The following is a 25,547-nucleotide window of genomic DNA, read 5'->3' on the forward strand; positions in this document are numbered from 1 at the left end:
GTTGGTTCGAACTTGTTCACGCGTGCTGCTCCGCGCTGCTGCTCAACGCATGCGGAATGCGGGCTTAAAGTTCCTTGCAGCGGCGCCGTTAGTGTTGGCATGAATACTAAACAACCCACCCCAGAAGCCTCCCGCGATCTCATCCGAGCTGCGGGTGAAACGCTCGAACTGATCTGCCGCCTGCGTGGGGTTGATATCGAAGAGCTCTCCGATGACGAGCTCAACGAGTTCTTTTCCAATGCACTTGGCGATGACATCATCGGCCCCTGGTGAGTGGGAAGGACTGCGTGCGGGAACAGGAAGTCGCGCTGTGAATCCGCCATGGATCGCAGGGCGTGGTTTTGCAGGGTTTCAGCGACGCATTAAAGCGTCCTCGACCCGTACCGTTATTTCGCTTATGAAACTCGACAAGCTCTCTTATACCGATACCCGCATCGCACTAAATGCCGCCGACGAAGCGTTGGAATTGCTTTGCCGCCTGAGGCAGATTCCGCTCAATAGTTTGTCGGATGCGCAATTGGGCGAGTTCTTTTTCAATGCGCTTGAAGATGAGCTCGGTGGTGGGGCTTATATCGGTGGGCGAATCTAGGGATTGTTTTTGACGCCGATGTGGGCGGTGTTCATCATGCGCGTCGGGTGTTTTTACGCGAGGTGCCTGGGCGCAGACTGCTTACCGGGTATTACCTTGGCGTGCCGTGGTAAGGCTTGATGCGACTAATTGAAAATATCGCGCGTGTGGGTCTAAAGTTTCGTCAGTAGAGGCCGTTAGCGGATGCATGAACACGACCAACCCCACCGCCACCGCGTTTCGCAATCTCGTCATTGCTGCTGACGAGACCCTCCACGTGCTTTGCCGCCTGCGCGGTATTACGATCGACGATTTGTCGGAGGAAGCACTGGAAACGTTTTTCTTCCAGGCACTCGATGACGAATTCTGGATCGGTGCGCAGTAAGTCGGTGTGCGCCGCGGTAAGTAGCAGAGCGCACTGATATCCGCCGGCATCGGACGGCGGCTTCTCCCTTTCTTCCTTCTTTTCTACGCCAGCAGGTCAGGCCGTCGTGTGAAGCGCGGTTCGTCCAGCCACGCGACAAACTCATCACGCCACTGCTCGAAAGCGTTCTCGTCCAGGTCGAACACTTCATCGACATGGCCGGCGTCACGCAAGTAGGCGCCCACCACCTGACGCCCGTTCCAATAAGCAACTGCAAAATCGGTCAGGTCCGCGGTCACGCCGCGCGGCTGATCGCGAAGCAGCATGTTGAGTTGAGCCCTGAAAACGGTAAAGGTCGTGGCCATGGTCGGGTCCCGGAGAAAAATCGACACCCTGAGAGGCGAAACAGGGCTCGCTAAGAGTAGCGCTTTCCGGGGCCTTCGTGCAGTGGGATAAGCGGTCCAGGTCGCTTAAGCGCGCGGCTTGGCGGTGTTGGTGTCGGGATAGATACCGGCACAATGCCGCCGGACGATAGCGGCAGCGAAAAGCCCCGTAGCGCAAGGCTTACGGGGCTTGGAGATTCGGTGAGACGGTGTGGGATGCAGCGATGGTCCCCCCGGCAGGAATCGAACCTGCATCTAGCGCTTAGGAGGCACTTGTTCTATCCATTGAACTACGGGGAGATGGATATTTCAGTGGGCGGACCCAAGCCTTGAGGATACCGGCTTTGGCCTTGCCCAATGTACGCTTTCGGCTGATTTGCTTCTTCCTAAACGAAGCGCCGTGACGCACTGTGAACCTATGTATTTCTCGACCTTGCCGCCGAACAACGGTTTCGGGGCAAAGACTACGGCGTCGATTTTACCCGTCGCCGAACGCTGGCGAGCATAGATCCGGTGCAGCGGGCAGAGTATATCAAAGACGTTTAAATCCTAAGTGCGGCTCTGGCGTGGACGCGCGGCGTTCGCTCGAAACTCGTGGTGTCGCCGATCGTCCGGTAGATTGCGGAGTGACAACAGGCTGCGGAACGTTCCATCATGCGATGAAGCTTCCAATGTGAGGTCGCACTATGTGCTATTCGGCGCAGATCGTGGCGGACTACCGCAAGTACGTGAAGATGTTCGGTCCTGACATCGATATCAGGGAGTTCGCGCGACTCTACTGGGAGCGTGTCCAGGGCAGCGGCGCGAAGATTGCCAAGGGCATGGATGTGACCTTCATGAATCCGGAAACAGAGGATGAGCGCGGTATCAAGGAGCTGATCGAGCGATATGACTCAACTCAGATAACGAAGCTTGAACAGGAATTGTTCAAGCAGCGCACACGGCTCGCTGATGCAGAGCGCACACTCCAGACGAAAACCACAAAGGCGGCGATCGAGAGCAAACGGATCGGCGCTAGCAAGATCGATGGCACGATGCGCCGGCTCGACGACCTGCGTCGAACAGAACCAGCGGAGCGTGACTCGCGGATATTCCCCGGTCAATACGCTCCCGTCATGGTGATGGAGAATGGTCGGCGCGTCATTAAGCCGATGCGCTATCAATGCAGGCCGGCGGGCAAGCCCGCGATCTACGACGTGAAATACCCCGGAACCTACAACGCGCGGCGGGACAACCTGGAGGGTTTCTGGAAGGAGCTTTTTGGTTATACGCACGGCCTGATGCTAGTGACCGCATTCTACGAAAACGTCAATCGGTCTCGGCTCGAAAATCGCGTGCCGCTTGAGGGGGAGAAAGATGAAAACGTGGTCCTGGAATTCAGGCCTAACCCGCCTCAAGAAATGCTGATCGCGTGCCTGTGGTCGCACTGGAAAGGGAAGGGCGATCCTGACCTGCTGTCGTTCGCGGCCATCACAGACGACCCACCGCAGGAAATAGCGCTTGCCGGCCACGACCGCTGCATCATCCCCATCAAGCCTGAACACATCGACGCGTGGCTCAATCCAGATCCTGCGAACCTCGTGGCTCAGCACGCCATTCTCGACGACCGCAACCGACCCTATTACGAATACCGGATGGCGGCCTGAACCAGCTCGCTGTTATGTTGAGGATAGAACGACCCGGAGCGGTGCCGAACAAGCACGTTTCTCGGCACACGGGAAATGACCAAATGACTTTGGTCGTATCTGTTCGGCGGCGGATTGAACCGGTCGACGCAATCGTTTGCGGGAATTGTTCTGCTGGCGTTTCGTAGTCCAAGGTTTTTCTCAGACGCTCCTTCAATCGTCTCGCCACGGCATTGAGTTCGGCCTGTGCAATACACTGACAGGTCGGTACCTTGGACAAATACCGCCTCAATAGCCCGTTCGCATTTTCGTAGGATCCGCGCTGCCATGGCTGGTGGGGATCGCAGAAATAAACCTTCATATCAGTGGCCATGGTGAAACGTTTGCGCCCGGTCATTTCCGTTCCCCGATCCTATGTCATCGACTTATAGGGCGCCTGCGGTAACTTGTACGGATTCCTGATGAGTGCATTGATGACCGTCTCGCTATCCTCGCTGGGGATCTTAACCAGCATGACGTAGCGTGTTTGGCCTTCGACGCGCGCCGCTATCTGGCCGCTGCCACTACCGCACAGCAAATCGCCTTCCCAGTGGCCCGCTACGGCGCGGTCTTCAACTGCGGGGGGGCGTTCGCTGCTCGATACCGTGTCGCGAATCCTGCCGTCTTCTGCGTGTGGTGCCGCGAACGGCACATAGCCCGAGTACGCCGCCGGTGCTCCGGCAACTCCTTCTTCAGGGCACCACGTGCCTATATGAAGAGAGCGCGATAGAGACAGTCTCGTGGTAGTCCTCATTGTCCGGGTACGCGCGCTTGAGCCATCCGGCAATCTGCTGCGGCGAGCACTGCAGCAAATTGCCTGCCACGCTGTGCGCCAGCATCCGGTGCTCAATCGGTTCATCTGTGCGAATTCGTACGGAAGACTACACAATTTTCCGCCAAGGTTCGTAAGACGCGTATGAACTCGCATTTCGCTGTCAAAACAAGACCAAGAGAAAATAGATGACCGCATTGAATGACGCGTTGCCGCTCGACGGATTCTTACCGGTGAGCGTCGAGAGCGCGCAGGCACTGGCCGAATCAATGGACGATTCCGGCGTAGGGATACTGCATGATGTCGTGCCGGAAGCGATTCTCACGCAGATGCGCAGTTTCGTCGCTCAGCAGATCGAGCAGCATAGCGGCCAATATTTCGGCCTTGAAGGCGAGGCATGGATCGCCGATACCTGCCTCAATCCGCTATTTGAGGACGCGGGCTTTCGCGCGCTATTGCGATCTCTTTACGAACGGAAGATGCGCGCATCGCCGCCCAGCGACCGGATTTTTCCCGTTCTGCGCGGGCTGACCGGCACGCACGGGCTGCGTCACGCGCTCAACTTTCACTACGACTCGTATGTTGTAACCGTACTGCTGCCGATTTTGATCCCCAACGGCCCGGATGAACCCCGAGGCCATCTGATCATGTTCCCGAATTTACGCGAAGCGAGGCGCTTTGCGATTGTCAACATCCTCGAAAAACTAATGGTAGAAAGATTGCTGAAGCGGACGTGGCGTTTGCCGCGCGTGCAACGATGGCTTTCAGCGAAAATCGTGCCGCTGACGCCGGGCAATCTCTACTTCTTCTGGGGCATGCGTTCATTCCACGCGAACGAGGCCTGCCTGCCGTCCAGCGTACGCTGTACCGCACTGCTGCATTTCGGTGATCCGCACGAGGGCAATGTGTTCAAAGGTATCTCCCAGCGTTTGCACGTAATGAGACTGCGGCGCATGGCGCGAGACTAGGCCTTCGCAAGAAGTGGCGCCACGTCGGCCTGAATAGGAGCATCGCTGATGCTGTTGGGGATGTTTGCGTGCTGCAGATTTTCTATAGCAGCGAGTAGAGGCCTTATCTGATTGTCCGTGGCGACGCCCTGCAAAGTCGCTTTGACGCGAGGTGCCCCACGACAGACTCCCGCAATCGACCGCCACTGCCCAAAAAACAGCCACAAACGCCCGACTACAAAATCCAAGGCGCGTTGTGTACGCAGCTTCGACCTACGAAGAGCTCACGCCGTAAGCACCTGCCCTTGCCACTATCGCCGCCAAAACAACCGGCAGCTCGGCGGGTTTCACAAAGTGATGGTCAAACCCTGATTTAACCGACTCGGCCAGATCCGCCGGCCCAGACAGAGCCGACACCGCCACCAGCAACGGAACCACACCAGCCTTGAGTTTCCGGATTGCCCTCGCCACTGCCCAACCGTCCAGACGGGGCATCTGGATATCGAGAACCACTATCCTCGGATGCCAGGCACCGTATTCTGCGAGCGCGTCCTCCCCATCTCCCGCGGTTCGGATTTCGTAACCGTACGCCTCGAAGAACAGCACGTAAGCCGCTAACAGATTCGGGTCATCATCGGCGATGAGCAGCCGGTCCGGCTTCGCAATTGACATTTAGTTTTCTCCGCATTGCTCCTAATGCGCAGCAATTCGAAGGCCTAATAGAATTATGTGAGCAACATGCGCGTACCATGAGTTCAGCAAATACTTCAAAAGACTCTTTTCGTTGGAGCAGACATGCGGCTGGCCGACTTCATTTTGCGCGACATGGAAACGATCCTGGAACAGTGGGAGGCGTTCGCTCTCACCCTGTTCCCAGCAGCGGCAAGCATGAAATCGCTGGAATTGCGGGACCATGCGCAACAAATTCTGGAGGCTGTAGCCAAGGACTTAACGACCTCCCAGACCAGGGAAGCTCAAAGCGAAAAGTCGATGGGCCGCGCCCCGCAACTGATCGGAGCCTCGGAGACCGCTGCACAGACGCATGCGGTCCTGCGCGCGCGCAGCGGCTTCGAAATCAACCAACTGACCGCCGAGTACCGCGCACTGCGTGCAAGCGTTCTTCGGTTGTGGATGGACGCCTGTCAGCCCAAGACGCCCAATCCCGATGACATCATGCGATTCAACGAGGCTATCGACCAGGCGCTTGCCGAATCGATCAGCTTTTTCAGTGCCCAGGTAGACCAGGCTCGTAATCTCTTGCTTGGCATGCTTGGGCACGACATGCGCAGTCCGCTCCAGACCATTCAGATGACAGCGGGCTATCTGGCGGCGCTGAACGCGGGGGAAAAGGTGTCGGGAGCCGCGACCCGTTTGATCCACAGCGGCGCTCGCATGCAAGCGCTGCTGGACGATATGCTCGATTTCAATCGAACCAAACTGGGTTTGGGTATCAATATCTCTCCAACCAACGTCGACTTGGCCGATCTGTTTGCCGACGAATTGAACCTGGTGCGGGCAGCGCACCCGGACCACCAGATCGATCTGGAAGTGGAGGGGGACTCCCAGGGTGTCTGGGACGGCCGGCGTTTGCAGCAGTTGCTCGGCAACCTGGTCCTGAACGCGATTAAGTACGGAACGCCAGACGCGCCGGTAAGGGTGACAATCACCGGCGAGGAGCAGGAAGTCCGTTTCGAGGTCAAGAATAACGGGAACGCCATCGAGCAACAGGTTCTGGATCAGATCTTTGATCCTCTCCGGCGAGGCCCGGATCAAGAGAACAAATATGACGCAGACGGCAACTTGGGGCTCGGGCTCTATATAGCGCGTGAGGTTGCCAAGGCCCACGGCGGTGGCATCGACGCGCGATCTGACGAGGCCGAAACGGTGTTCGCTGTGCGTCTGCCGCGTCGCAAATAATGCGCGGCATGTTTTCGGCGCTGACTTTCTAAAGGACGTGACGATTTCAACAGCAAGACCGTTGCCTACATCGCCACGACTTGATCCAGGCGGGTATTAGTGCGCTTTAGCGGACGCGGGCTGTCTGCCTTAATTCAGCCCGCAAGGAGGACGTAGCCATGCCCACATCTGTATTGCCCTTCCGCTTTTGCCCCAGACCGATACTGATTCAAAACGCACGCCGCTTTGCTTCAACGCGAAAAGCGGCGTGTCAGTTTAGCTCGCAGCCCTGAGCGCCTTGGCGAGTTCAGCCAAAAGGTACGGTTTGACGACGAAGGTGAAATCGTCGATGCGTCCATACTGCGCGCGTAATGCTGGAAGCGGATAGCCCGACGCCAGTATCACCTTGAGATCGGGACGGAGTTCGCGCGCCAGGCGCGCCAGTTGAATACCGCTCATGCCCTTCGGCATGACTACGTCGGTGAACAGGATGTCGATATCGGAACGGCGCTCCAGGATCGCCATTGCGTCGACGCCGTTGGCCGCAGTCGCGACCTCGTAGCCTATGCTGCGAAAAAGCTGCCCCGCCGCGTCCAGTACGTCCGGCTCATCTTCCACTATCAGGACCGTATCCACGCGCTCGTCAGCCGCGACAATCCTGTCATCTGGCGCGCCTTCAACCACGGGCAAGTACATGCTGACGGTCGTACCCTTGCCCTCTTCGCTGTCGATCACGACGTCGCCACCGGACTGGGCGATGAATCCATAGACCTGGCTCAGGCCCAGCCCCGTGCCCTTGCCAATTTCCTTGGTCGTAAAAAACGGCTCGAACGCCCGTGCCACCACCGCCGGCGGCATGCCGGAGCCGGTATCAGAGACAGAAACGCAGACGTAAGCACCCGGCGCCAGATTTCCCACCTCCCCAACACCCAAATGCACACTCTCGACGATGACCTCCAGTTTTCCGCCATCGGGCATCGCATCGCGCGCGTTGACAACCAGGTTCAGCAACGCCGCCTCGAAGCGGGCGGCATCCAGCGAAACGGTCCCGGCGTCACGCGCCGGCCGTATTTTCATCTCGATGGCGGAATTTCCCGCGCGACGAAGCACGGGTTCGAAACTGCTGATCACCGCGTTCAGGTCATAATTTTCGACCATGAGCGGTTGCTGACGGGCGAAAGAAAGCAGTTGCTGGGTCATGAGCGCACCGCGATCGACGGCGCGCCGCACGGCATCCAGTACTTTCTTGTCGGCGTAACTTTGCGTTCGCGTGGCCAGCACATCCACGCTGCTTGAGATGATCGCCAGCAGGTTATTGAAGTCGTGGGCAATGCCCCCGGTGAGCTGGCCGATCGCTTCCATTTTCTGCGATTGGAAAAGCGCTGAATTGGCCCGCTCAAGGGCTTCCAACGCCTGCTTTCGTTCCGTTATATCCCGCGTGACCTTGGCGAATCCCAGCAGTTTTCCCGCCTCGTCGTGGATCGCGTCGACAACGACGTGCGCCCAAAATCGCGTTCCGTCTTTCCGTACACGCCAGCTTTCCTGTTCGAACCGCCCTTCGGTTGCGGCCGTTGTCAGAGTCTGAGCAGGCAGACCTTTCGCCCGGTCTTCTTCGGTATAAAAGACGGCGAAATTCGAACCGACGATTTCCTCTTGCTTGTAGCCCTTGATGCGTTCGCCGCCAGCATTCCAGTTTGTGACCACGCCCGTCGGGGAGATCATGTAGATCGCATAATCGGTCACGCTCTGAACGAGCAGGCGGAACCTGTCCTCGCTTTCGCGCAACGCCTCTTCGGCCGCTTTACGCTCGGTAATGTCGCGCGTGATCTTGGCGAAGCCGATCAGCTCGCCTGAGGGACCCCAGATCGGATCGACTACGACGCTTGCCCAAAAACGCGTGCCGTCCCTTCGCACCCGCCAGCCTTCATCTTCGAACTTTCCCTGTTCGCGGGCGGTTTGTAATGCCCGCGTCGGCTTGCCCGAGCGCCGGTCCTCCTCGGTATAAAACAGGGAAAAGTGCTGGCCGATGATCTCGTGCGCAGCATACCCTTTGAACCGTTCCGCCCCGGCGTTCCAGCTGCTGACAATCCCTTCAGGGTTCAGCATGTAGATGGCGTAATCGGTGATGCCCGTGACGAGTAGTTGAAAGCGCTGTTCCTCGCTCAGATCACGGATCTTTCCGCACTCTTCAGATTTCATTATTTTAGGTCCACGTGTTCTAGTGGAGATGTAATCAAAGGGTGCTGCGTCGCAAAAATCGGCGCACGCTATTACCTTTGTATTCTAGGCAAGGCGAGCGAAAGATTCATATTAACCTCAAAGACCTCAGGATCTCAGATACTGCAATAAACCGTGCCACGCAGCTTCCTTTTCAGTGCCCGGTTGCGTCAGGGCTTCTGCGATCGACTGGGAATGCTCTCGCGAACGAAGCGGATTGAAGCCGTCTTCCTCTTGCCGTTCGATCAAATTCGGGTTCAGAACAGCGCTTTTTTCTGACGTTTAAAACGAAGGGTGCCAGGCACGGCGCTCGAGCGGGGAAGACGCAATCGATCACGGCCGTTATGCCGGTCGCGATACCTACGCTGCCACAATCGGGCTCGCTGATAACGAGGGAAGGGCTGACATGCCCCCGCAAAAAACGGTCAGGTCGGTTTCGGTGAGTCCTTCGTGACGTCGGCCGTCTCGTCGCCCGTGGAGACCGCAGAGACGACGCGATTTCGTCCCATGGCCTTGGCCGAGTAGAGCGCTGCGTCGGCTCGCGCCATCAGGTTTGCCAGCATTTCATTAGCTTGATATTCGTCCACGCCGGCACTGAAGGTGCACGTCAGTTCTCCGTGAAGCACGGATAGCGTCGACGCGGCCAGATGCAGGCGCAAACTGTTCACCAGCGTGAGCGCGTCCGCCCTGGTTGTCTCAGGGAACAATATCGCAAACTCTTCCCCGCCAAGCCGCCCGAAAATGTCTCCTCGCCGGATGCCCTGCGACACAATCGAGGAAAAGTGAGCGAGTGCGCGATCTCCGGCCGCGTGGCCGTGAGCGTCATTGACTGCCTTGAAGTGATCAATGTCGAGGATTGCAACCGCGAACCGGGATTTTGTGCGGTTGGTGCGCTCCAGCTGCAACTCGGCCTGAGCCATGAACTCGCGCCGCACGAGGGCGCCAGTCAACTCATCGATAGCCGCCAGCCGCTCCATCCTCTCCGCCATGCGGTCATAGGCAAGCATGAGCGCGCCGATCGAGAGACACGGCAGGGTGACAATGCCGAGCGCGAGAAACGCAATGGTCATTGGCGTTGGCTCGAGAAACCGCGTGTGATGTTCCCAGCCAAGGCCAGCAGCGAGCCCGCGAGCAATATGAACGAACCCGCCGACTGCGGCGACAATCGCGACGAACTGGTAACTGTATCCCGGTCGATGCAGCGGCCTCTTCGTATAGGTGGTCCAGGCCACCATCAGACGGACATAGGCGAGGAAGCCGGACATCACGACAATCCGGGCATCCGCATTCGGCGAGAAAAAGCTCCAGTGGACAATGCCGGCCACCAATAGCACGAACGCCACAACTTCATGGAGCCGCGAAGGTCGAAGGCCGAAGAATAATCGGCAACCCTGCAGTACGAGGAATGCGGCGCCGGCGAATAGGGAACTTGCGAATACGACCGTGAGCGGTGTCGGTGAACTGTCACTGAACGCCAATGCGACAAGTGCGGCCACAATCAGGACGTTTGCACTGATCCAGCGAAACAATCCAGGTATCCTGGACCGCACCAGCGAGCCGAATACGACTGCGCTGATCGCGCCGGACATGATTCCGACAACGTAGAGAGTGACAGAACTGAACATAGGTTTTCAGTAGGCAAGGTGACCGAAAAGATCCGCGCGAGGCCGAATAGGTTAAGCGCCTGACACTCTCGTTTTCGCGTTGTACGAAGGTGCTGAACGACGCCGCCGAGGCTGAGATAATACGCTCTGGCACTAAATCTTCATAGAAATCTGCGGCGATCCAGCGTTCGCGCGCGCTGGCGGAGCGGCATTTGTTCACAACGCTGGAATCAGCCGGGACTAGCCGGCGTGCTCCGCTCGAATTCTCCTGGCCGCGCACTGAGCGGAGCGCCGTTCTGGCTGTCAGCTGCTTTATAGCTTTGGCGCAGCGTGAAGCAGCGGAGCGGGTTGGCGCGATGGGTTTGCGCGACCGCTCGAATCAGGTCTGCTAAAGAAGTGCTCGAGCAAGGCGGGAATGACGGGCTTGGGAAGTCGGGAATCTTGAGGCAACAACCTAAAGCGCCGACTGATCGCCGCACACGCGAGTCGCGGCTCCAGGATTGCTGCCGCGCGCAAAACCCGAGATCAGGGTCAACGCCGTTCGCAACATATCGTCGGACACTGTGCTGTCTTTTGGCCGCGCGAATGGTTTGATCGTCTTGTCCGTGCACTCGTTGCCCCTGACGCGGTCGCTCGGCGGCGCCGCGCTGCGAATGACGTTATCGGCGGCGACGTTTGCGAACACGCTCCCGCTGGCTGCCAAAGCAAATGCAGCAACCCAGTGTTTCGTCCGTTTCATGCCTTCTCTCACCGGTCGATTAACAAGCAGAACTGGCGATTATCGTGGCCAACTCATAACGGGGTCAACTGAGTCACGCCGCACCCCGCTGCATTGACTCATTCGTCTGGAATAACCCGCTACTTCATCCGATAATACAAATGTCACCCGGCTCCCGCCATGACCGAACTCGAAACCTCTGTCGTCGTGTTCTTGTGCCTGCTCGCGGCCACGGGGCTTGGCGTGATGGTGCGCCCGCTGCTGCCTGAGGAACACAAGGCGCATGAAACCGTGCAATTGCTCAAGCTGGTGGTCGGCATGCTGGTAACGTTTGCGGCGCTCGTGCTGGGTTTGCTGACGGCATCGTCGAAAACAACCTTCGATACCACCACGACCGACATCCGTACCTACGCCGCCGCGCTGATCCAACTCGATAACACCCTGCGCGAGTACGGCCCCGATGCCGACGTTCCTCGCCGGATCCTGCGCGCCTACACGGCGGCCGCGATTGCGTCCACCTGGGCGCAGGAACCGCCGCCTCCCGGCGACTATTATGAGAAGACGCTGGTGCCGGGCACAGGCACAGACAATCTTGACAGCCGCGCGCTGGGCGCCATGCTTGAACGAGCGCAACGATACACTCGCGCGTTGCAGCCGACGGATCAGTTCCACCAGAAGCTTGCCGAAGAAGCGCAAGACCGGTTTGACCGGCTGATCCAGCAACGCTGGAAGATCGTGGAGGAAGCGCGCGGTTCGGCTTCGTCGCCGTTCGACCGGATTCTCGTCTTCTGGCTGCTCGTCATCTTCCTTTGCTTCGGACTGATCGCACCACGTAACGCACTGGCGCTGGTTACGATCATGCTCGGGGCGTTATCGATAGCGTCCACGGTGCTCGTGATCCTCGATCTCGACACACCGTTCACGGGTTCCATCCTCGTGCCGAGCCAGTCGATGCGCGACGCGCTTGCTTATCTCAGCCGCTGAAACGCTTGACGCTTAACGTGACGATTAACTTCCCGCCCAATTTTCTGATGCCATCCACGCTCTACACTGACCCGCGCCTGGTTGCGCTGTATGACACCCTGAATCCCTTCGCCGCCGATACCGACTTCTACCTGGCGTTGGCTGCAGGCATGCAGCGCGTGATTGATCTCGGTTGCGGAACGGGTTTGCTCGCGTGCGAACTGGCGTCGCGGGGGCATCGGGTGATGGCGGTCGATCCCGCGCCCGAGATGTTGCATGTGGCGCGACATAGGCCGAACGGCGATAGCGTTCAGTGGATTGAAGGCGACGCTCGCGCGCTCGCCTTGCTGCCTCCTGCCGACCTGCTGGTGATGACGGGCCACGTCGCGCAAGTTTTTCTCGACGACACCGCATTCCTCAATACCCTCAAAGCCGCCCGCTACGCGCTGCGCGACGGCGGCACCCTGGCGTTCGAGAGCCGTAATCCGGCCGCGCGAGCGTGGGATTTCTGGACGCCCGCGCAATCACGCAGGTTGATCGAAGTGAACGGGGTCGGCGAGGTGGAGGTGTGGCAGGACGACGTGAGCGCAAGCCCGGAGTCGGGTATTCGCTTCAACACGTATTATCGATTCGAGGCGACAGGCGAGACGCTGACGTCCGCGAGCGAACTGCGCTTTCGCACTCAGGACGAACTCACCGCGCAGCTCGAAGCCGCAGGGTTCCGCCACCTCGTGTGGCAGGGCGACTGGGATGGAGCAGCGGTATCGGCCGCGAGCCGGGAACTAATTGGGGTCGCGCGCTGAATCGACGAATGCAACGACCTGATCCTGCAGCCGGATCAGAACTCGACCGCTACGAAATCGTCTTTGCCGACGTCGCACAGCGGACAACGCCACGTATCCGGGATCTCGGCGAAACGGGTTCCGGCCGCAATGCCTTCTTCCGGCAAACCGTCTTCTTCGTTGTATATCCAGCCACAAATCAGGCAAACCCAGCTTTTATATTCTAAAACTTCACTCACGACAGACTCTTTTTTCTCGTTCGACAAAACATCGTTAAATATTCGACTCGGCGGCTGAATGCCCGAAAGTTCGCCTTTCGGGCGCACCGCACGCGGTCGCCGAAACATTCGGCGACCCGCATAGTACCGGAATGTCGGAACCGGTTCATCGAAGTGGAACAGCGCCGGGGCAGCGTAAAAGCATGGATCTGCGTGATTTCTTATGCTCGGTGTATCCTCTCCCCGGCGGTTTTTGAGTCCTTTGCGTGGCGTCTGGAGGATCGTGCTGCGTCGGACCAAGCGCAGCGCGTGTTACGCCAAGCATGTCGCACGAAACCGTTTTGGCCTGCCCGGTAGTTGATCAGGCAGCCGCATTCTCTTGGGAGCAAAAAAATGATGTTCAAGAAACTGTTGTCGGGAGCGGTGTTGTCGAGCGTTTTCCTTGTGGCCGTTGCGGTGCACGCGCAGCAAGCCCGGGTGTTTTTCGTCGAACCGAAAGACGGCGCGACCGTCACAAGCCCGGTGCATGTGGTCTTCGGCCTGGAGGGCATGGCGCTCGCGCCGGCCGGCGATAAAGACCCGCAAAAAGGTCATCACCATCTGCTGATCGATGCAGGCCCGATGCAAAAGGGTCTCGTGATCCCAATGAACGATAAATCGCTGCATTTCGGCAAGATGCAGACGGAAGCGGACGTGACGCTGCCCCCGGGCGATCACACGCTCACCCTGCAATTCGGCGACGGCGCGCACCAGTCGTTTGGACCGGAAATGAGCCAGACGATCAAGATCCACGTGAAATAAAGATTGTTGTGCCGGATTTCACCGATCGGGGCGAGGCCGCTCTGGGACTGGCGCTCATCTCAAAAACGCGGCGCGGCCGCGTTTTTTTTGCGGCTTATTTTTCAACCTACTGCGCCGCTCGCCTTGTCCTGATGGCATAGGACCTGTAAGCGGCCTCCAGGCACGCCGGTCAAGACCGGTACAATGGCCCCTTCCAGTATTTGCACTTTTCCGGCTGCCTCCCATGTCGCTTTATTCCATTTCGAACGCGCAACTCGCGTTCGGCCACGTTGCGTTGCTCGATCACGCTGACTTTTCACTCGAAGCGGGCGAACGCGTCGGCCTGATCGGCCGTAACGGCGCGGGCAAGTCGTCGCTGCTGAAGATTATCGCCGGACTCCACAAGCCGGACGACGGCCTCATCACGCGGCAAAACGAGCTCACGACCGTGTACGTGCCGCAGGAACCCGAGTTCGACCTGGAGGCGTCGGTGTTCGACGTCGTCGCGTCCGGCTTGTCCCACGAGCGGGAGTTGCTCGACGAATATGACGTCGTGGCGCACAAACTCGCCGATACCCCCGAAGGTCCCGAGCACGACGCGCTGCTGCATGACATGAACACGCTGCAGTCTTCGCTCGACCTGCACGATGCCTGGAACTGGCAAACTCGCGTGGCGACCACGCTGCAGCAGATCGGGCTGGACGGCGACATTCGTTCGGGCGCGCTCTCGGGCGGCATGAAGAAGCGCGTGGCGCTGGCGCGTGCGCTGGTCGTGCAACCTGACGTGCTGCTGCTGGACGAACCGACCAACCACCTCGACTTCGACGGCATTCGCTGGCTGGAAGAAATGCTGGTCACGTTGCGCACCGGTTTGCTGTTCATTACCCACGACCGGGCTTTTCTCGACAAAGTAGCGACTCGCATCGTGGATCTGGATCGCGGACGCTTGCTGTCGTATCCGGGTAACTACACCGCGTACCAGACGCGCAAGGCGCAGCAGCTTGAGATCGAACAGGTCGAAGCGGCCAAGTTCGACAAACTGCTGGCGCAGGAAGAAGTGTGGATTCGCAAGGGCGTGGAGGCGCGGCGTACGCGCAGCGTTGGGCGTATTGCACGGCTGGTGGAAATGCGCAATGAGCGCGCCGAACGCCGCAACGTGCAGGGCAACGTGAAGCTGGACGTGGGTCAAGGCGAGCGCTCGGGCAAGATCGTCTCGGAACTGACCGACGTGACGAAGAAATACGGCGATCGAACGATTGTCGACAACTTCACCGCGACCGTCATGCGCGGCGACAAGTTCGGGTTTATCGGTCCGAACGGAGCTGGCAAGACTACGCTGCTCAAGATGATTCTTGGCGAACTCGCGCCGGACGAAGGCACGGTGCGCACCGGTACGAACACGCAGGTAGCGTATTTCGACCAGATGCGCGCGCAACTCGACCTCGACAAGACCCTCGCCGACACCATCAGCCCCGGCAGTGAATGGGTTGAGGTGAACGGCGTGAAGAAGCATGTCATGAGTTATCTCGGCGACTTCCTGTTCGCCCCGGAGCGCGCGCGTTCGCCTGTACGCTCGCTGTCGGGCGGGGAACGCAACCGGCTGCTGCTCGCGCGTCTGTTCGCGCGGCCCGCGAACGTGCTGGTGCTGGACGAGCCGACCAACGACCTGGATATACAGACGCTCGAACTGCTGGAAGAACTGCTCACCGATTACGACGGCACCGTGCTGCTGGTGAGCCATGACCGCCAGTTCCTGGATAACGTTGTGACGTCGGTCTTTGCGTCCGAAGGCGGCGGCATGTGGCGCGAATATGTGGGCGGCTTCACCGACTGGCAGATCCAGCGCGAACGTTCGGAGAGAATCGCTCTGGACGCCGCCCGTGACACGGCGAAGCAGGCGAAGAAGGAAGACGGCCCGAAGGACAGCGGTGCGGGGCGCAATTCGCAGCGCTCGAACAAATTGCCCTATAAGGAAGTGCGCGAGCTGGAAGCGTTGCCCGCGCAGATCGCGGCGCTCGAAGCCGAGCAGAAGTCGATTGCTTCAAAGCTCGAAGATGGATCGGTGTACGCGAAAGATCCGAAAGAAGGCACGCGGCTGAGCGCGCGGCATGCGGCTATCGACGAGGAATTGCTGGTCGCGCTCGAACGGTGGGAAGAACTGGAAGCAAAGCGCAAGTAAGCCGGTCTTCGGGACTGGCGTCTTTCCCATATCGAAAAATTTGTCGGAAACAGTAAAATACGTCGCGTTTTCGGGCGCACGGCCGCGAGCAGGATTTGCGAAGGATTGCCACGGTTACACCGTGGTGACACCTTGTAGTGAAACGCTGTAGTCAGGCGGGAGGCCGTCGCGGTTCCAGGTTAATAACGCGCAATCCGGCGCGGCCGGCCTAGTCTCGGTTGGCCGGGTTGGCCCGCTATGTTCACGCATTCGCCGGTTGTCCGGCGTGGCCGCTCTCTGAATTCCGCTACCGGATTCGAGCCGCGGCCACCCGGACCGCCGGACCCACGTCCAGACATGTCCACGAAAAAACCCAGCGCCGCCGACGGCGGCAAGAACAGCGGATACAGCGAAGCATCGATCAAGGTGCTCAAGGGCCTCGAGCCGGTCAAGCAACGGCCCGGTATGTACACCCGCACCGAAAATCCGCTGCACATTATTCAGGAAGTCATCGACAACGCCTCCGACGAGGCGCTCGGCGGCTACGGCAAGCAGATCACGGTCACGCTGCACGCCGATCATTCGGTGTCTGTCGAAGACGATGGACGCGGTATCCCGTTTGGCATGCATCCGGAAGAAGGCGTGCCGGTCGTCGAGATCGTGTTCACGCGCCTGCACGCAGGCGGCAAGTTCGACAAGGCCGCTGGCGGCGCGTATACGTTTTCCGGCGGCCTGCATGGCGTGGGTGTCTCGGTGACGAACGCGTTGTCCACACGCATGGATGTGACCGTGTGGCGCGACGGCAAGGTCGCGGATCTCGGCTTTTCGAATGGCGACGTGGTGAAGCCGCTCGAAACCCGTGCCATGAACCGCGGCGAGAAGAAGTCAGGAACCCGTGTCACCGCCTGGGCCAATCCGAAATACTTCGACTCGCCGAACCTGCCGGTCGGGGAATTGCAGCGGCTCTTGCGTTCGAAGGCGGTCTTGCTGCCGGGCGTTGAAGTCGTGCTCATCAACGAAAAGACCGGTGAACGCCAAACCTGGAAATACGAGGACGGGTTACGGGGTTACCTGCTCGAAGGCATGGGCGGCAGCGACTTGCTTATCCCGTTGTTCGAAGGCGAGCGGTTCGCGGGCAACGCGAAGTCGAATGAAGAAACCTTCGCCGAAGGCGAGGGCGCAACCTGGGTCGTCGCGTGGAGTGAAGAAGGCCCGTTGTTGCGCGAGTCGTACGTCAACCTGATTCCGACCCCCGCGGGCGGCACGCATGAATCGGGCTTGCGCGACGGCCTGTTCCAAGCGGTCAAGAGTTTTGTCGAACTGCACAACCTTCAGCCCAAGGGCGTGAAGCTGCTTGCGGAAGACGTGTTTGCGCGGGTGTCGTTCGTGTTGTCGGCGAAGGTGCTGGATCCGCAGTTTCAAGGGCAGATCAAGGAGCGCCTCAATAGCCGCGACGCAGTGAAACTCGTGTCGTCATTTACACGGCCCGCGCTCGAACTGTGGTTGAACCAGCACGTGGAGTACGGCAAGAAACTCGCGGAACTGGTAATCCGGCAGGCGCAGGCACGTACGCGCGCCGGGCAGAAGATCGAGAAGCGCAAGAGCTCGGGCGTGGCAGTGCTGCCCGGCAAGCTGACCGATTGCGAATCGACCGATATCTCGCGCAACGAACTCTTCCTGGTCGAGGGCGATTCGGCGGGCGGCTCGGCGAAGATGGGTCGCGACAAGGAGTTCCAGGCCATTCTGCCGTTGCGCGGCAAGGTGCTGAACACGTGGGAAACCGAGCGCGACCGGCTGTTCGCGAACAACGAAGTGCACGACATTGCAGTGGCGATTGGCGTGGACCCGCACGGTCCGGACAGCCTGGACCAGAAAGCCGATCTCTCGAATCTGCGTTACGGCAAGATATGCATCCTGTCGGACGCGGACGTGGACGGCTCGCACATCCAGGTCTTGCTGCTCACGCTGTTCTTCAAGCACTTCCCGCAACTGATCGAGCAGGGCAATGTGTGCATCGCGCGGCCGCCGCTGTTTCGCGTCGATGCCCCCGCGCGTGGCAAGAAACCGGCGCAAAAGCTCTACGCACTCGACGAAGGTGAGCTCGAGGCGATTCTGGACAAACTGAGGAAGGACGGCGTGCGCGAGACGCAATGGTCGATCAGCCGTTTCAAGGGGCTGGGCGAGATGAGCGCGGAGCAATTGTGGGACACCACGATGAACCCGGACACGCGCCGCCTGCTGCCGGTTCAAGTCGGCGATCTCGGGTTTGACGACACGGTCACACGCATGACGATGCTGATGGGCAAGGGCGAAGCGGCGTCGCGGCGCAGTTGGCTCGAGGAGAAGGGCAACGAAGTTGAAGCCGATATTTGACGCTTTCATGCTTCGGCGCACGTGACACCCGGCCTGATGCTGTATGCACACTCTGAACCTCGTCAACGCATAACACTGGAAATCTGATGGACGATCTCTTCGCGGACCAAGAAGCCGCGCCTGAAGGCGAAAAACTGACGCTCGGCGATTACGCCGAGCGCGCGTATCTCGACTATGCGGTGAGCGTGGTCAAAGGCCGGGCGCTGCCCGACGTTTCCGATGGCCAGAAGCCCGTGCAGCGCCGCATCCTGTTCGCGATGAACGAGATGGGCCTCGCCAACACCGCCAAGCCGGTGAAATCGGCTCGGGTGGTGGGTGACGTGCTGGGCAAATACCATCCGCACGGTGACCAGTCGGCCTATGACGCACTCGTGCGTCTCGCGCAGGCGTTTTCAATGCGCTATCCGTTGATCGACGGGCAGGGCAACTTCGGCTCGCGCGATGGCGACGGCGCGGCGGCCATGCGTTACACGGAAGCGCGTCTTACCCCGATCGCGAAATTGCTGCTGGATGAAATCGACATGGGCACCGTCGATTTCATGCCGAACTACGACGGATCGTTCCAGGAGCCGAAGCTTTTGCCCGCGCGCCTGCCATTCGTGCTGCTGAACGGCGCGTCCGGTATTGCCGTGGGGATGGCGACTGAGGTTCCTTCGCACAATCTGCGCGAAGTCGCGGCCGCTGCGGTTGCAATGATCCGCGATCCGAAGATCGATCATGCGCGGCTGGTCGAGCTGATTCCCGGTCCGGATTTCCCCGGCGGCGGGCAGATCATTTCGAGTCAGGCCGAGATTGCGGCGGCTTATGAAACCGGCCGCGGCAGCCTGAAGGTGCGGGCGCGCTGGAAGATCGAAGAGATGGCGCGCGGTCAGTGGCAATTGGTCATCACGGAATTGCCGCCGAGCACATCGGGCCAGAAAGTGCTCGAGGAAATTGAGGAACTGACGAACCCGAAGATCAAGCTCGGCAAGAAGGCGCTGAGTCCCGATCAGTTGCAGACCAAGCAGACGCTGCTCGCCCTGCTCGACACGGTCCGCGACGAATCTGGCCGCGATGCGCCGGTGCGCCTTGTGTTCGAGCCGAAGTCGAGCCGTATCGACCAGACCGAGTTCGTGAATTCGCTGCTCGCGCACACGAGTCTGGAATCGAATGCATCGATCAACCTGGTGATGATCGGCACGGACGGCCGGCCGCGCCAGAAAAGCATTGGCGAGATCCTGCACGAATGGGTCAACTTCCGGTTCACGACAGTCACGCGCCGTACGCAGCATCGGTTGGGGAAGGTGAACGACCGGATTCATATTCTCGAAGGGCGGATGATCGTCTTCCTGAATATCGATGAAGTGATTCGTGTCATCCGGGAAGCCGACGATCCGAAGCAGGCGCTCATGGACCGGTTCAGCCTCAGCGAGCGTCAGGCCGACGACATCCTTGAAATCCGTTTGCGGCAACTGGCGCGGCTCGAAGCAATCAAGATCGAGCAGGAACTGAAGGAATTGCGCAGCGAAAAGGAAAAGCTCGAAGAGTTGCTCAACAGCGACGCCGCCATGAAACGGCTGTTGATCAAGGAGATCGAAGCTGACGCCAAGCAATATGGCGACGATCGCCGCACGTTGATCCAGCCGGAAAAGCGGGCGACGTTCGAGGTGCGGGTGGTCGACGAGCCGGTGACGGTGGTGGTGTCTCAAAAGGGCTGGGTGCGCGCGTTGAAGGGGCATGGCCTCGATCCGGCCAGCTTCCAGTTCAAGGCCGGCGACGGCATTTACGCCGCGTTCCAGGCGCGTACGCCGGACATGCTGATCGCGTGGGGCAGCAACGGGCGTGTGTACTCCGTGCCCGTCGCCATCCTGCCGGGCGGGCGGGGCGACGGTGTTCCGGTCACGTCGCTGATCGAGCTCGAGTCGGGGTCGCATCTGCTGCATTATTTCGCCGCTTCGGTCGATCAGCCGCTGCTGCTGGCATCGAGTAACGGCTTTGGTTTCATGGCCAAGCTGGGCGACATGGTGAGCCGGGTGAAGGCGGGCAAGTCGTTCATGACCATCGACGAAGGCGCGGCGCCACTTACGCCCATGCCGGTCCTGACGGGCGCGACTCGGGTCGTGTGCTTGTCGAGCAACGGGCGCCTGCTGGCATTTGATATCGACGAGATGAAGACCTTGTCGGGCGGCGGCCGGGGCGTCATTTTGATGGCGCTCGATCCGAAGGAGACGTTGAGGCAGGCGTTGGCTGTCGACGCACGCGGCCTGGTGCTGATCGGCACAGGCCGCGGCGGCAAGGCGCGTGACGAGAAACTCGCGGGCGCGGCCCTGGAAGCACACGTAGGCAAGCGGGCGCGCAAGGGCCGTGCGCCTGAGTCGACTATCAAGGTGACGGAGTTGCGGCCGGTGTTCGAAGGCTGATAAACGACGCGCAATAACGCGTAATTGCGCGCCCCGGGTTGGCTAAGCCGGCCCCGGGGCGTTTGTTTATCTCGAAAATACTTGAACTGGCTTCGCCTCGTCGGGTCGAACGCCCGAAGCTTTCGAAAATAGGCGGCGGATAAGTGCTTGGGTGATTGAGTGCTTGGCTCGGCAGTGGGAACCGGTGATTCACCTGCATTTAGGAACGTTAATGAATAAAGCGATTGAAGTGGCGCTGTTCCTGCATTTGTTAGGGGTAGCGGTCTGGATTGGCGGGATGATTTTTGCTCACTTCTGTCTGCGGCCGGCCATAGCGGATTTATCGCCGCAATTGAGGTTGCCGTTATGGGAGTCGGTATTCGCTCGATTTTTCAACTGGGTGGCGGCATCGGTGCTGGTGATACTGCTGACCGGCGGCTTTTTGCTGACGCAATTCGGCGGCGCCCACGCGGCGTTGCCGTTACACGCCATGGCGGGTCTCGGCATTGTGATGATGCTGATTTTCGGCCATATCCGCTTTGGCGTATTCCCTAAAATCCGGCGCGCAGTGCAAGCGCAAAACTGGCCGGATGGCGCAAGAGCAGTGGGGACGATCAGGAGGCTGGTCCTGGTCAATATCGTGCTGGGTGTGGTGACCATTGGCGCAGCGGTGTTGTCGCGGGGAATGTAGCGCGTTATTGCACAATCGCTCGCAGAAATGGACAGTGGACTGCACCAACAAGTCCCACCGTTTCATTGCGTGTCTGAAGCTATTGCTGCTCATGGTCAACACCTTCACGACAGTCTAAAGTGCTGAGTCCTATCGTTTTGGGAACTGGGCAATGCGCGCTTTGGACGAGTTGGCAAGGGGACGCTCCGGCTGGGCGGTATCCTGGTCGAAAACGGGGCATCCCTGGCGGGACGTTCCGATAACCATCCTGATCGTGATCAATTGTATAGCCGGGAAAGCGAGTGCCACTGACCTCGACAGTTCCTTGACCGGCTATGTGCTGGCTCCGGCGGGCAATCCGTACAACGTCGTCACCGGCGCGAATATCGATACGACCGCACAGGGCAGCATCGGGATTGATGGGCAGTCCAACAAGTCAGCCACGTGGGCACTCACGAATAATGGAACCGTCACCGGCGGTTATTTCTCGGTCGAATTCGACAGCCCCGTTGTACTTGTCAATAACGGATCGCTGATTAGCCGGGCCACGACAGCCGTGGCGCTATATAGCGGCGGTACCGTGACTAATTCCGTCGGCGCTTTTATTGTGGGCCGGTTCGACGGCGTGTTTGCCAATAGCGCAAGCAGCTCAGTCACCAATGCGGGTGATATTGGCGGCTCGGCATCGGATATTACCCAAACCCAGTCGGGGATTCACTTACCGAACGGCGGAACCGTCACGAATCTCGCTACAGGGAAAATTGCCGCTTACGGTCCAGGCGTTATTTCAAATTCGGCTATTACGATCCAGAACGCCGGACTTATCAGTTCGTTCAACGGTACGGCAATTGACCTGACTGTCGGCGCAGCCGGCGTCGGCAGCGTGGTTTCCAACAGCGGCACCATCACCGGACAAGGGGGCACGGCGATTCTCTTCGGCCCGAATGACAATACCTTGATTCTGGCGGGGACCTCGGTGATTACCGGAATTGTCGATGCGAGTGCGCATGGCGCATCCACGACCAATACGCTGATGCTCGGCGGAGCCAGTCCGGGAAGATTCGATATATCGAGCCTTGGTGCATCCGGGCAATATCGCGGCTTCGACATCCTGCAAAAGAACGATTCAGGCACCTGGACCTTGACCGGCACAAATAGCGCCGCTCAGACATGGCTCGTCAGCGGAGGCGGCGTGGCGATGGCGGGGCGGTTGAGCGGGAGTCTCATTGCAACGCCAGGGGCAGCGGGGATCGACATCGAGGTATTGTCCGGCGGCGCGGTTATCGCTTCGTCGGGAAACGCGGTGTCGGTCAATGCGTTGAGCCGCGTAGTCAATAGTGGATCAATAAGTAGCAGTGCAGAGGGTGTCGCCGCGGTGGCCGCAAATGGTGTGGGAACGAGCGTGGTCAACGCGGGTTCCATTGCAGCGAGCGGTGGGAACGCAGCCGGAATTGCGATCAATGCTTCGACGGGCGCGGCGAGCTTGACGAACGAGCAGGGCGGATCGGTGACAAGTGCAGCCGGCGTTGCCGTGCAGGCCGGCTCGAATGTCTCGATTGTCAACGCGGGGTCTATCGCAGCGAAGGGCGGGAGCGCAGCCGGGATGACGATCGACGCATCGTCGGGCCCTACGACTCTTCTAAACAAACCAGGCGGATCGATTACAGGTGCGGCCGGTGTCACAGCGCAGACGGGCTCGAATGTGTCGATCGATAACGCGGGGGCTATCTCATCACAAAGCCCAAACGGAGTGGGTATTGTGATCGACGCTTCAGCCGGCTCAGCGAGCGTGACGAATGAGCAGGGCGGATCGATTACAAGTGCAGGAGGCGTTGCCGTCCAGGCTGGCTCGAACGTCTCGATTATCAACGCAGGGTCTATTGCGGCGACGGGCGGGAATGGAGCGGGCGTGACAATCGATGCGCCAACGGGCCCTGCGTCCCTTCTGAACCAAGAAGGCGGATCGATCAAAAGCGCAGCAGGCGTTGCTGTACAGGCCGGCCCGAATGTCTCGATCACCAACGCGGGGTCTATCGCAGCGGAAGGTGCAAACGCAACGGGCGTCGCGATCGATGCATCAACAGGTTCAGCAAGTCTGACGAATGAGCAGGGCGGCTCGATTACAAGCGCGGGAGGCGTCGCCGTACAGGCCGGTTCAAATGTTTCGATCTATAACGCCGGAACCTTGAGCGGAAGTGGCGCCGCGGTTCGTTTTACAGGATCGGGCAATCGCCTGACGCTCGACAGCGGCAGTCAGGTATCAGGCGACCTCGATGGCGGAAACGGCTCGGCGAATGCGCTGGTCATCCAGGGTTCGGGAACACTGTCCAGTCGCACCTACGGCTTTTCCACGTTGGCGATGCAAGGCACCGACTGGACCGTATCCAGTTCCGTTCAGGTAGGTAGCTCAAGCGCGATTGAAAGTGGCACCCTGAGCCTGACAGGCACCTTGACCAGCCCGGTGATAACCGTCGCTCAGGGCGCCACCCTGACTGGAACGGGAACCTTGAATGGCGCGCTCACGTTGCAAGGCGTCATTGCACCCGGCGTGACGAGCACCGCAGCGACAACAGGTCTTCAGCCCTTGGCGATCGGCACACTGTCGGTCGCCGGCTCATACATCCAGACCGCCGGCAGCCGCTACGAAGCCAATGTCTCGCCGCAAGGAATCGACCTCATCAGCGTCGATGGCACCGCAACGCTACAAGGTGGCACAGTAGAAGCGCATTTGCGCGCCGGATTATTCACGCAAAGTGACACGTACAAGATACTTAGTACAACTTCTGGTGTAAACGGCGCTTTCTCGGGCATCACAACGTTTAGCCCATTCGTTTTGCCAACGTTAATCTACGACGCGAACAATGCCTACATTCACGTCCAACGCGGCTTCCAGTTCGCCGGTGGCACACCGAACCAGATGGCGGTCGAAGCGGCACTTGATCATGGTGTAGCGGGCATTGGCACGGGCGCTCTGCCCACTCGCGATTTTCTGTCCGTCACGGGTGACCTGCTGAACCTCGAAGGTTCATCGGCTTACGCGGCAATCGACCAACTGGGCGCGGAAGCCTATACCGCGTTCCCGAACGCCCTCTTCGAAGCCGCCCGCTTGGGCATGGACGCAATCGATTCAAGATTGACCGTGGCCCGCACCACGGGTGCATGTGCTGCGGGCGAGGCGACTGCGTTGTCTGCAAGCGGGGAGAGGGCATGTTCGTGGATCAGCGTGATCGGCAGCACTGGCAGGACAGGCGGGTATGACACGTGGCTCGGCCAGCAAACAAGCGTGGCCGGCGTGATATCCGGCGTCGATTATCGCGTCGCGCCGCGGTTCACGCTGGGAGCCGCGTTGGTTGCCGTCCACGGTAATACGTCGATCGACACGCTGCCTGTTCACGGCCAATTCGATAGCTATCAGGCTGCGCTTTACGGCAGCTACGTGCCGGGAGCTTATTGGCTCCAGGCCACGATCGGCTATGCGCGCAATGACGATGAAATGAAACGCTCCCTCTTTTTCACCGATACCCCGCGCACAGCCCTTGGCAACGTCGATGGAAACCAGTTCTTCGCATCGCTAAGTAACGGCGTGGATTTTCCAGTAGCAACATTTGGTGTATTCACACCGTTCGTGGCGCTTGAAATACAGAGCGTTGAAAATCCGGCATTTACTGAAACCGGTGCAGATTCGGTGGATCTGGCAGTCTCAGGGAATACGGCGAATTCAATGCGTTCGTTACTGGGTGCGCAATGGCGTAAAGCCGTCGAGTGGCTCGGCCGCGCCTGGAGCTTGAACGGGCAACTGGCCTGGGCTCATCAATATGGCACGCAGACACAAGCGATCAATGCGCGCCTCGAAGGCGCAGCCGACAGTGATTTTACGGTTCACGGCAGCGGACCGGCGCGAGATATGGCACAAGTCGGTCTTGGAGCCCGAGTGGAATTGGGCCGGCAAATCCACGCTTTTTTGCGCTACGACGGTGAGTTCGGCGGCGGTGGTCACACGCATGCGGGAAGCGCAGGCATCGATTACCGATGGTGACGCAGGGAGACCTGATTCAACCGGTCCTTGCTCCGACCTTAAACACGGCCCCATCG

General features: G+C 59.4%; 20 protein-coding genes, 1 tRNA gene and 1 pseudogene. 14 read left to right on the forward strand and 8 right to left on the reverse strand.

The features are described 5' to 3' along the window. The first annotated feature begins 99 nt into the window (after positions 1-99). The 3 genes from FH08_RS52645 to FH08_RS52650 all read left to right on the forward strand — a co-directional run bounded on the left by FH08_RS52645 (position 100) and on the right by FH08_RS52650 (position 953). On the forward strand, positions 100-273 hold the full coding sequence (locus tag FH08_RS52645) for a hypothetical protein (protein ID WP_160172506.1): 174 nt from the start codon (positions 100-102) through the stop codon (positions 271-273). A 37-nt stretch (positions 274-310) separates the two neighbouring features. Next, entirely contained in the window at positions 311-589 is a 279-nt protein-coding gene (locus tag FH08_RS0126560) for a hypothetical protein (protein ID WP_031361270.1), read from the forward strand. Positions 590-776: 187 nt separating this feature from the next. After that, a complete protein-coding gene (locus tag FH08_RS52650; RefSeq protein ID WP_160172507.1) occupies positions 777-953 on the forward strand; it encodes a hypothetical protein in 177 nt (58 codons plus the stop codon). Between the two features lie 83 nt (positions 954-1,036). On the opposite strand, the gene FH08_RS0126570 is transcribed toward FH08_RS52650, so the two are convergent. Beyond that, positions 1,037-1,297: a hypothetical protein gene (locus FH08_RS0126570; protein WP_031361271.1), complete on the reverse strand. Its 261-nt coding sequence runs from the start codon at positions 1,295-1,297 to the stop codon at positions 1,037-1,039. A gap of 243 nt (positions 1,298-1,540) precedes the next feature. Next, positions 1,541-1,615 (reverse strand) — tRNA-Arg (locus tag FH08_RS0126575). Between the two features lie 386 nt (positions 1,616-2,001). On the opposite strand from FH08_RS0126575, the gene FH08_RS0126580 reads away from it, so the two are divergent. Then, a complete protein-coding gene (locus tag FH08_RS0126580; protein WP_031361272.1) occupies positions 2,002-2,961 on the forward strand; it encodes an SOS response-associated peptidase family protein in 960 nt (319 codons plus the stop codon). Between the two features lie 118 nt (positions 2,962-3,079). On the opposite strand, the pseudogene FH08_RS53550 reads toward FH08_RS0126580, so the two are convergent. Beyond that, positions 3,080-3,830 (reverse strand): annotated as a pseudogene (locus tag FH08_RS53550) (IS30 family transposase); the annotation flags it as partial. Between the two features lie 109 nt (positions 3,831-3,939). Here FH08_RS53550 and FH08_RS0126590 point away from each other — a divergent pair. Then, a complete protein-coding gene (locus tag FH08_RS0126590) occupies positions 3,940-4,719 on the forward strand; it encodes a hypothetical protein (RefSeq protein ID WP_051888567.1) in 780 nt (259 codons plus the stop codon). A 252-nt stretch (positions 4,720-4,971) separates the two neighbouring features. Here the strand turns inward: FH08_RS0126590 and FH08_RS0126595 are convergent, their stop codons facing one another. Next, a complete protein-coding gene (locus FH08_RS0126595) occupies positions 4,972-5,370 on the reverse strand; it encodes a response regulator transcription factor (RefSeq protein ID WP_035567211.1) in 399 nt (132 codons plus the stop codon). Between the two features lie 123 nt (positions 5,371-5,493). On the opposite strand from FH08_RS0126595, the gene FH08_RS0126600 reads away from it, so the two are divergent. Further along, positions 5,494-6,615 carry a sensor histidine kinase gene (locus tag FH08_RS0126600; protein ID WP_031361275.1) on the forward strand — a complete coding sequence of 374 codons (1,122 nt, stop codon included), beginning with the start codon at positions 5,494-5,496 and terminating at the stop codon, positions 6,613-6,615. A gap of 255 nt (positions 6,616-6,870) precedes the next feature. Here the strand turns inward: FH08_RS0126600 and FH08_RS0126605 are convergent, their stop codons facing one another. From FH08_RS0126605 to FH08_RS0126620, 3 genes are all read right to left on the reverse strand, one after another. After that, positions 6,871-8,793 carry a hybrid sensor histidine kinase/response regulator gene (locus FH08_RS0126605; protein WP_031361276.1) on the reverse strand — a complete coding sequence of 641 codons (1,923 nt, stop codon included), beginning with the start codon at positions 8,791-8,793 and terminating at the stop codon, positions 6,871-6,873. 443 nt (positions 8,794-9,236) lie between these two features. Next, positions 9,237-10,436: a GGDEF domain-containing protein gene (locus tag FH08_RS0126615; protein WP_031361277.1), complete on the reverse strand. Its 1,200-nt coding sequence runs from the start codon at positions 10,434-10,436 to the stop codon at positions 9,237-9,239. 433 nt (positions 10,437-10,869) lie between these two features. Then, a complete protein-coding gene (locus tag FH08_RS0126620; RefSeq protein WP_031361278.1) occupies positions 10,870-11,154 on the reverse strand; it encodes a hypothetical protein in 285 nt (94 codons plus the stop codon). A 159-nt stretch (positions 11,155-11,313) separates the two neighbouring features. Between FH08_RS0126620 and FH08_RS0126625 the strand changes: the two genes are divergently transcribed. Together FH08_RS0126625 and FH08_RS0126630 are read left to right on the forward strand one after the other, a co-directional pair. After that, the gene (locus tag FH08_RS0126625; protein ID WP_031361279.1) at positions 11,314-12,117 is read left to right on the forward strand and encodes a DUF4239 domain-containing protein; all 804 of its coding nucleotides are present in this window, start codon (positions 11,314-11,316) and stop codon (positions 12,115-12,117) included. A gap of 17 nt (positions 12,118-12,134) precedes the next feature. Further along, on the forward strand, positions 12,135-12,899 hold the full coding sequence (locus tag FH08_RS0126630) for a class I SAM-dependent methyltransferase (protein WP_235210510.1): 765 nt from the start codon (positions 12,135-12,137) through the stop codon (positions 12,897-12,899). A gap of 35 nt (positions 12,900-12,934) precedes the next feature. On the opposite strand, the gene FH08_RS0126635 is transcribed toward FH08_RS0126630, so the two are convergent. Beyond that, on the reverse strand, positions 12,935-13,117 hold the full coding sequence (locus tag FH08_RS0126635) for a rubredoxin (protein WP_031361281.1): 183 nt from the start codon (positions 13,115-13,117) through the stop codon (positions 12,935-12,937). 375 nt (positions 13,118-13,492) lie between these two features. Between FH08_RS0126635 and FH08_RS0126640 the strand changes: the two genes are divergently transcribed. The 6 genes from FH08_RS0126640 to FH08_RS0126665 all read left to right on the forward strand — a co-directional run bounded on the left by FH08_RS0126640 (position 13,493) and on the right by FH08_RS0126665 (position 25,491). Continuing rightward, complete coding sequence (locus tag FH08_RS0126640; RefSeq protein ID WP_075583385.1) at positions 13,493-13,897, forward strand: DUF4399 domain-containing protein; 405 nt, start codon at positions 13,493-13,495, stop codon at positions 13,895-13,897. Between the two features lie 223 nt (positions 13,898-14,120). Continuing rightward, a complete protein-coding gene (locus FH08_RS0126645) occupies positions 14,121-16,055 on the forward strand; it encodes an ATP-binding cassette domain-containing protein (RefSeq protein WP_031361283.1) in 1,935 nt (644 codons plus the stop codon). A 336-nt stretch (positions 16,056-16,391) separates the two neighbouring features. Further along, positions 16,392-18,407 carry a DNA topoisomerase IV subunit B gene (locus tag FH08_RS0126650; protein WP_031361284.1) on the forward strand — a complete coding sequence of 672 codons (2,016 nt, stop codon included), beginning with the start codon at positions 16,392-16,394 and terminating at the stop codon, positions 18,405-18,407. 86 nt (positions 18,408-18,493) lie between these two features. Continuing rightward, positions 18,494-20,806: a DNA topoisomerase IV subunit A gene (parC, locus tag FH08_RS0126655; RefSeq protein WP_031361285.1), complete on the forward strand. Its 2,313-nt coding sequence runs from the start codon at positions 18,494-18,496 to the stop codon at positions 20,804-20,806. A gap of 211 nt (positions 20,807-21,017) precedes the next feature. Then, complete coding sequence (locus tag FH08_RS0126660) at positions 21,018-21,476, forward strand: CopD family protein (protein ID WP_031361286.1); 459 nt, start codon at positions 21,018-21,020, stop codon at positions 21,474-21,476. Positions 21,477-21,627: 151 nt separating this feature from the next. Next, positions 21,628-25,491, forward strand: a complete 3,864-nt coding sequence (locus FH08_RS0126665) for an autotransporter domain-containing protein (RefSeq protein ID WP_031361287.1) — start codon at positions 21,628-21,630, stop codon at positions 25,489-25,491. Positions 25,492-25,547 lie beyond the last annotated feature (56 nt).

It is taken from the genome of Caballeronia sordidicola (assembly GCF_000729995.1).
Classification (GTDB): Bacteria; Pseudomonadota; Gammaproteobacteria; order Burkholderiales; family Burkholderiaceae; genus Caballeronia; species Caballeronia sordidicola_A.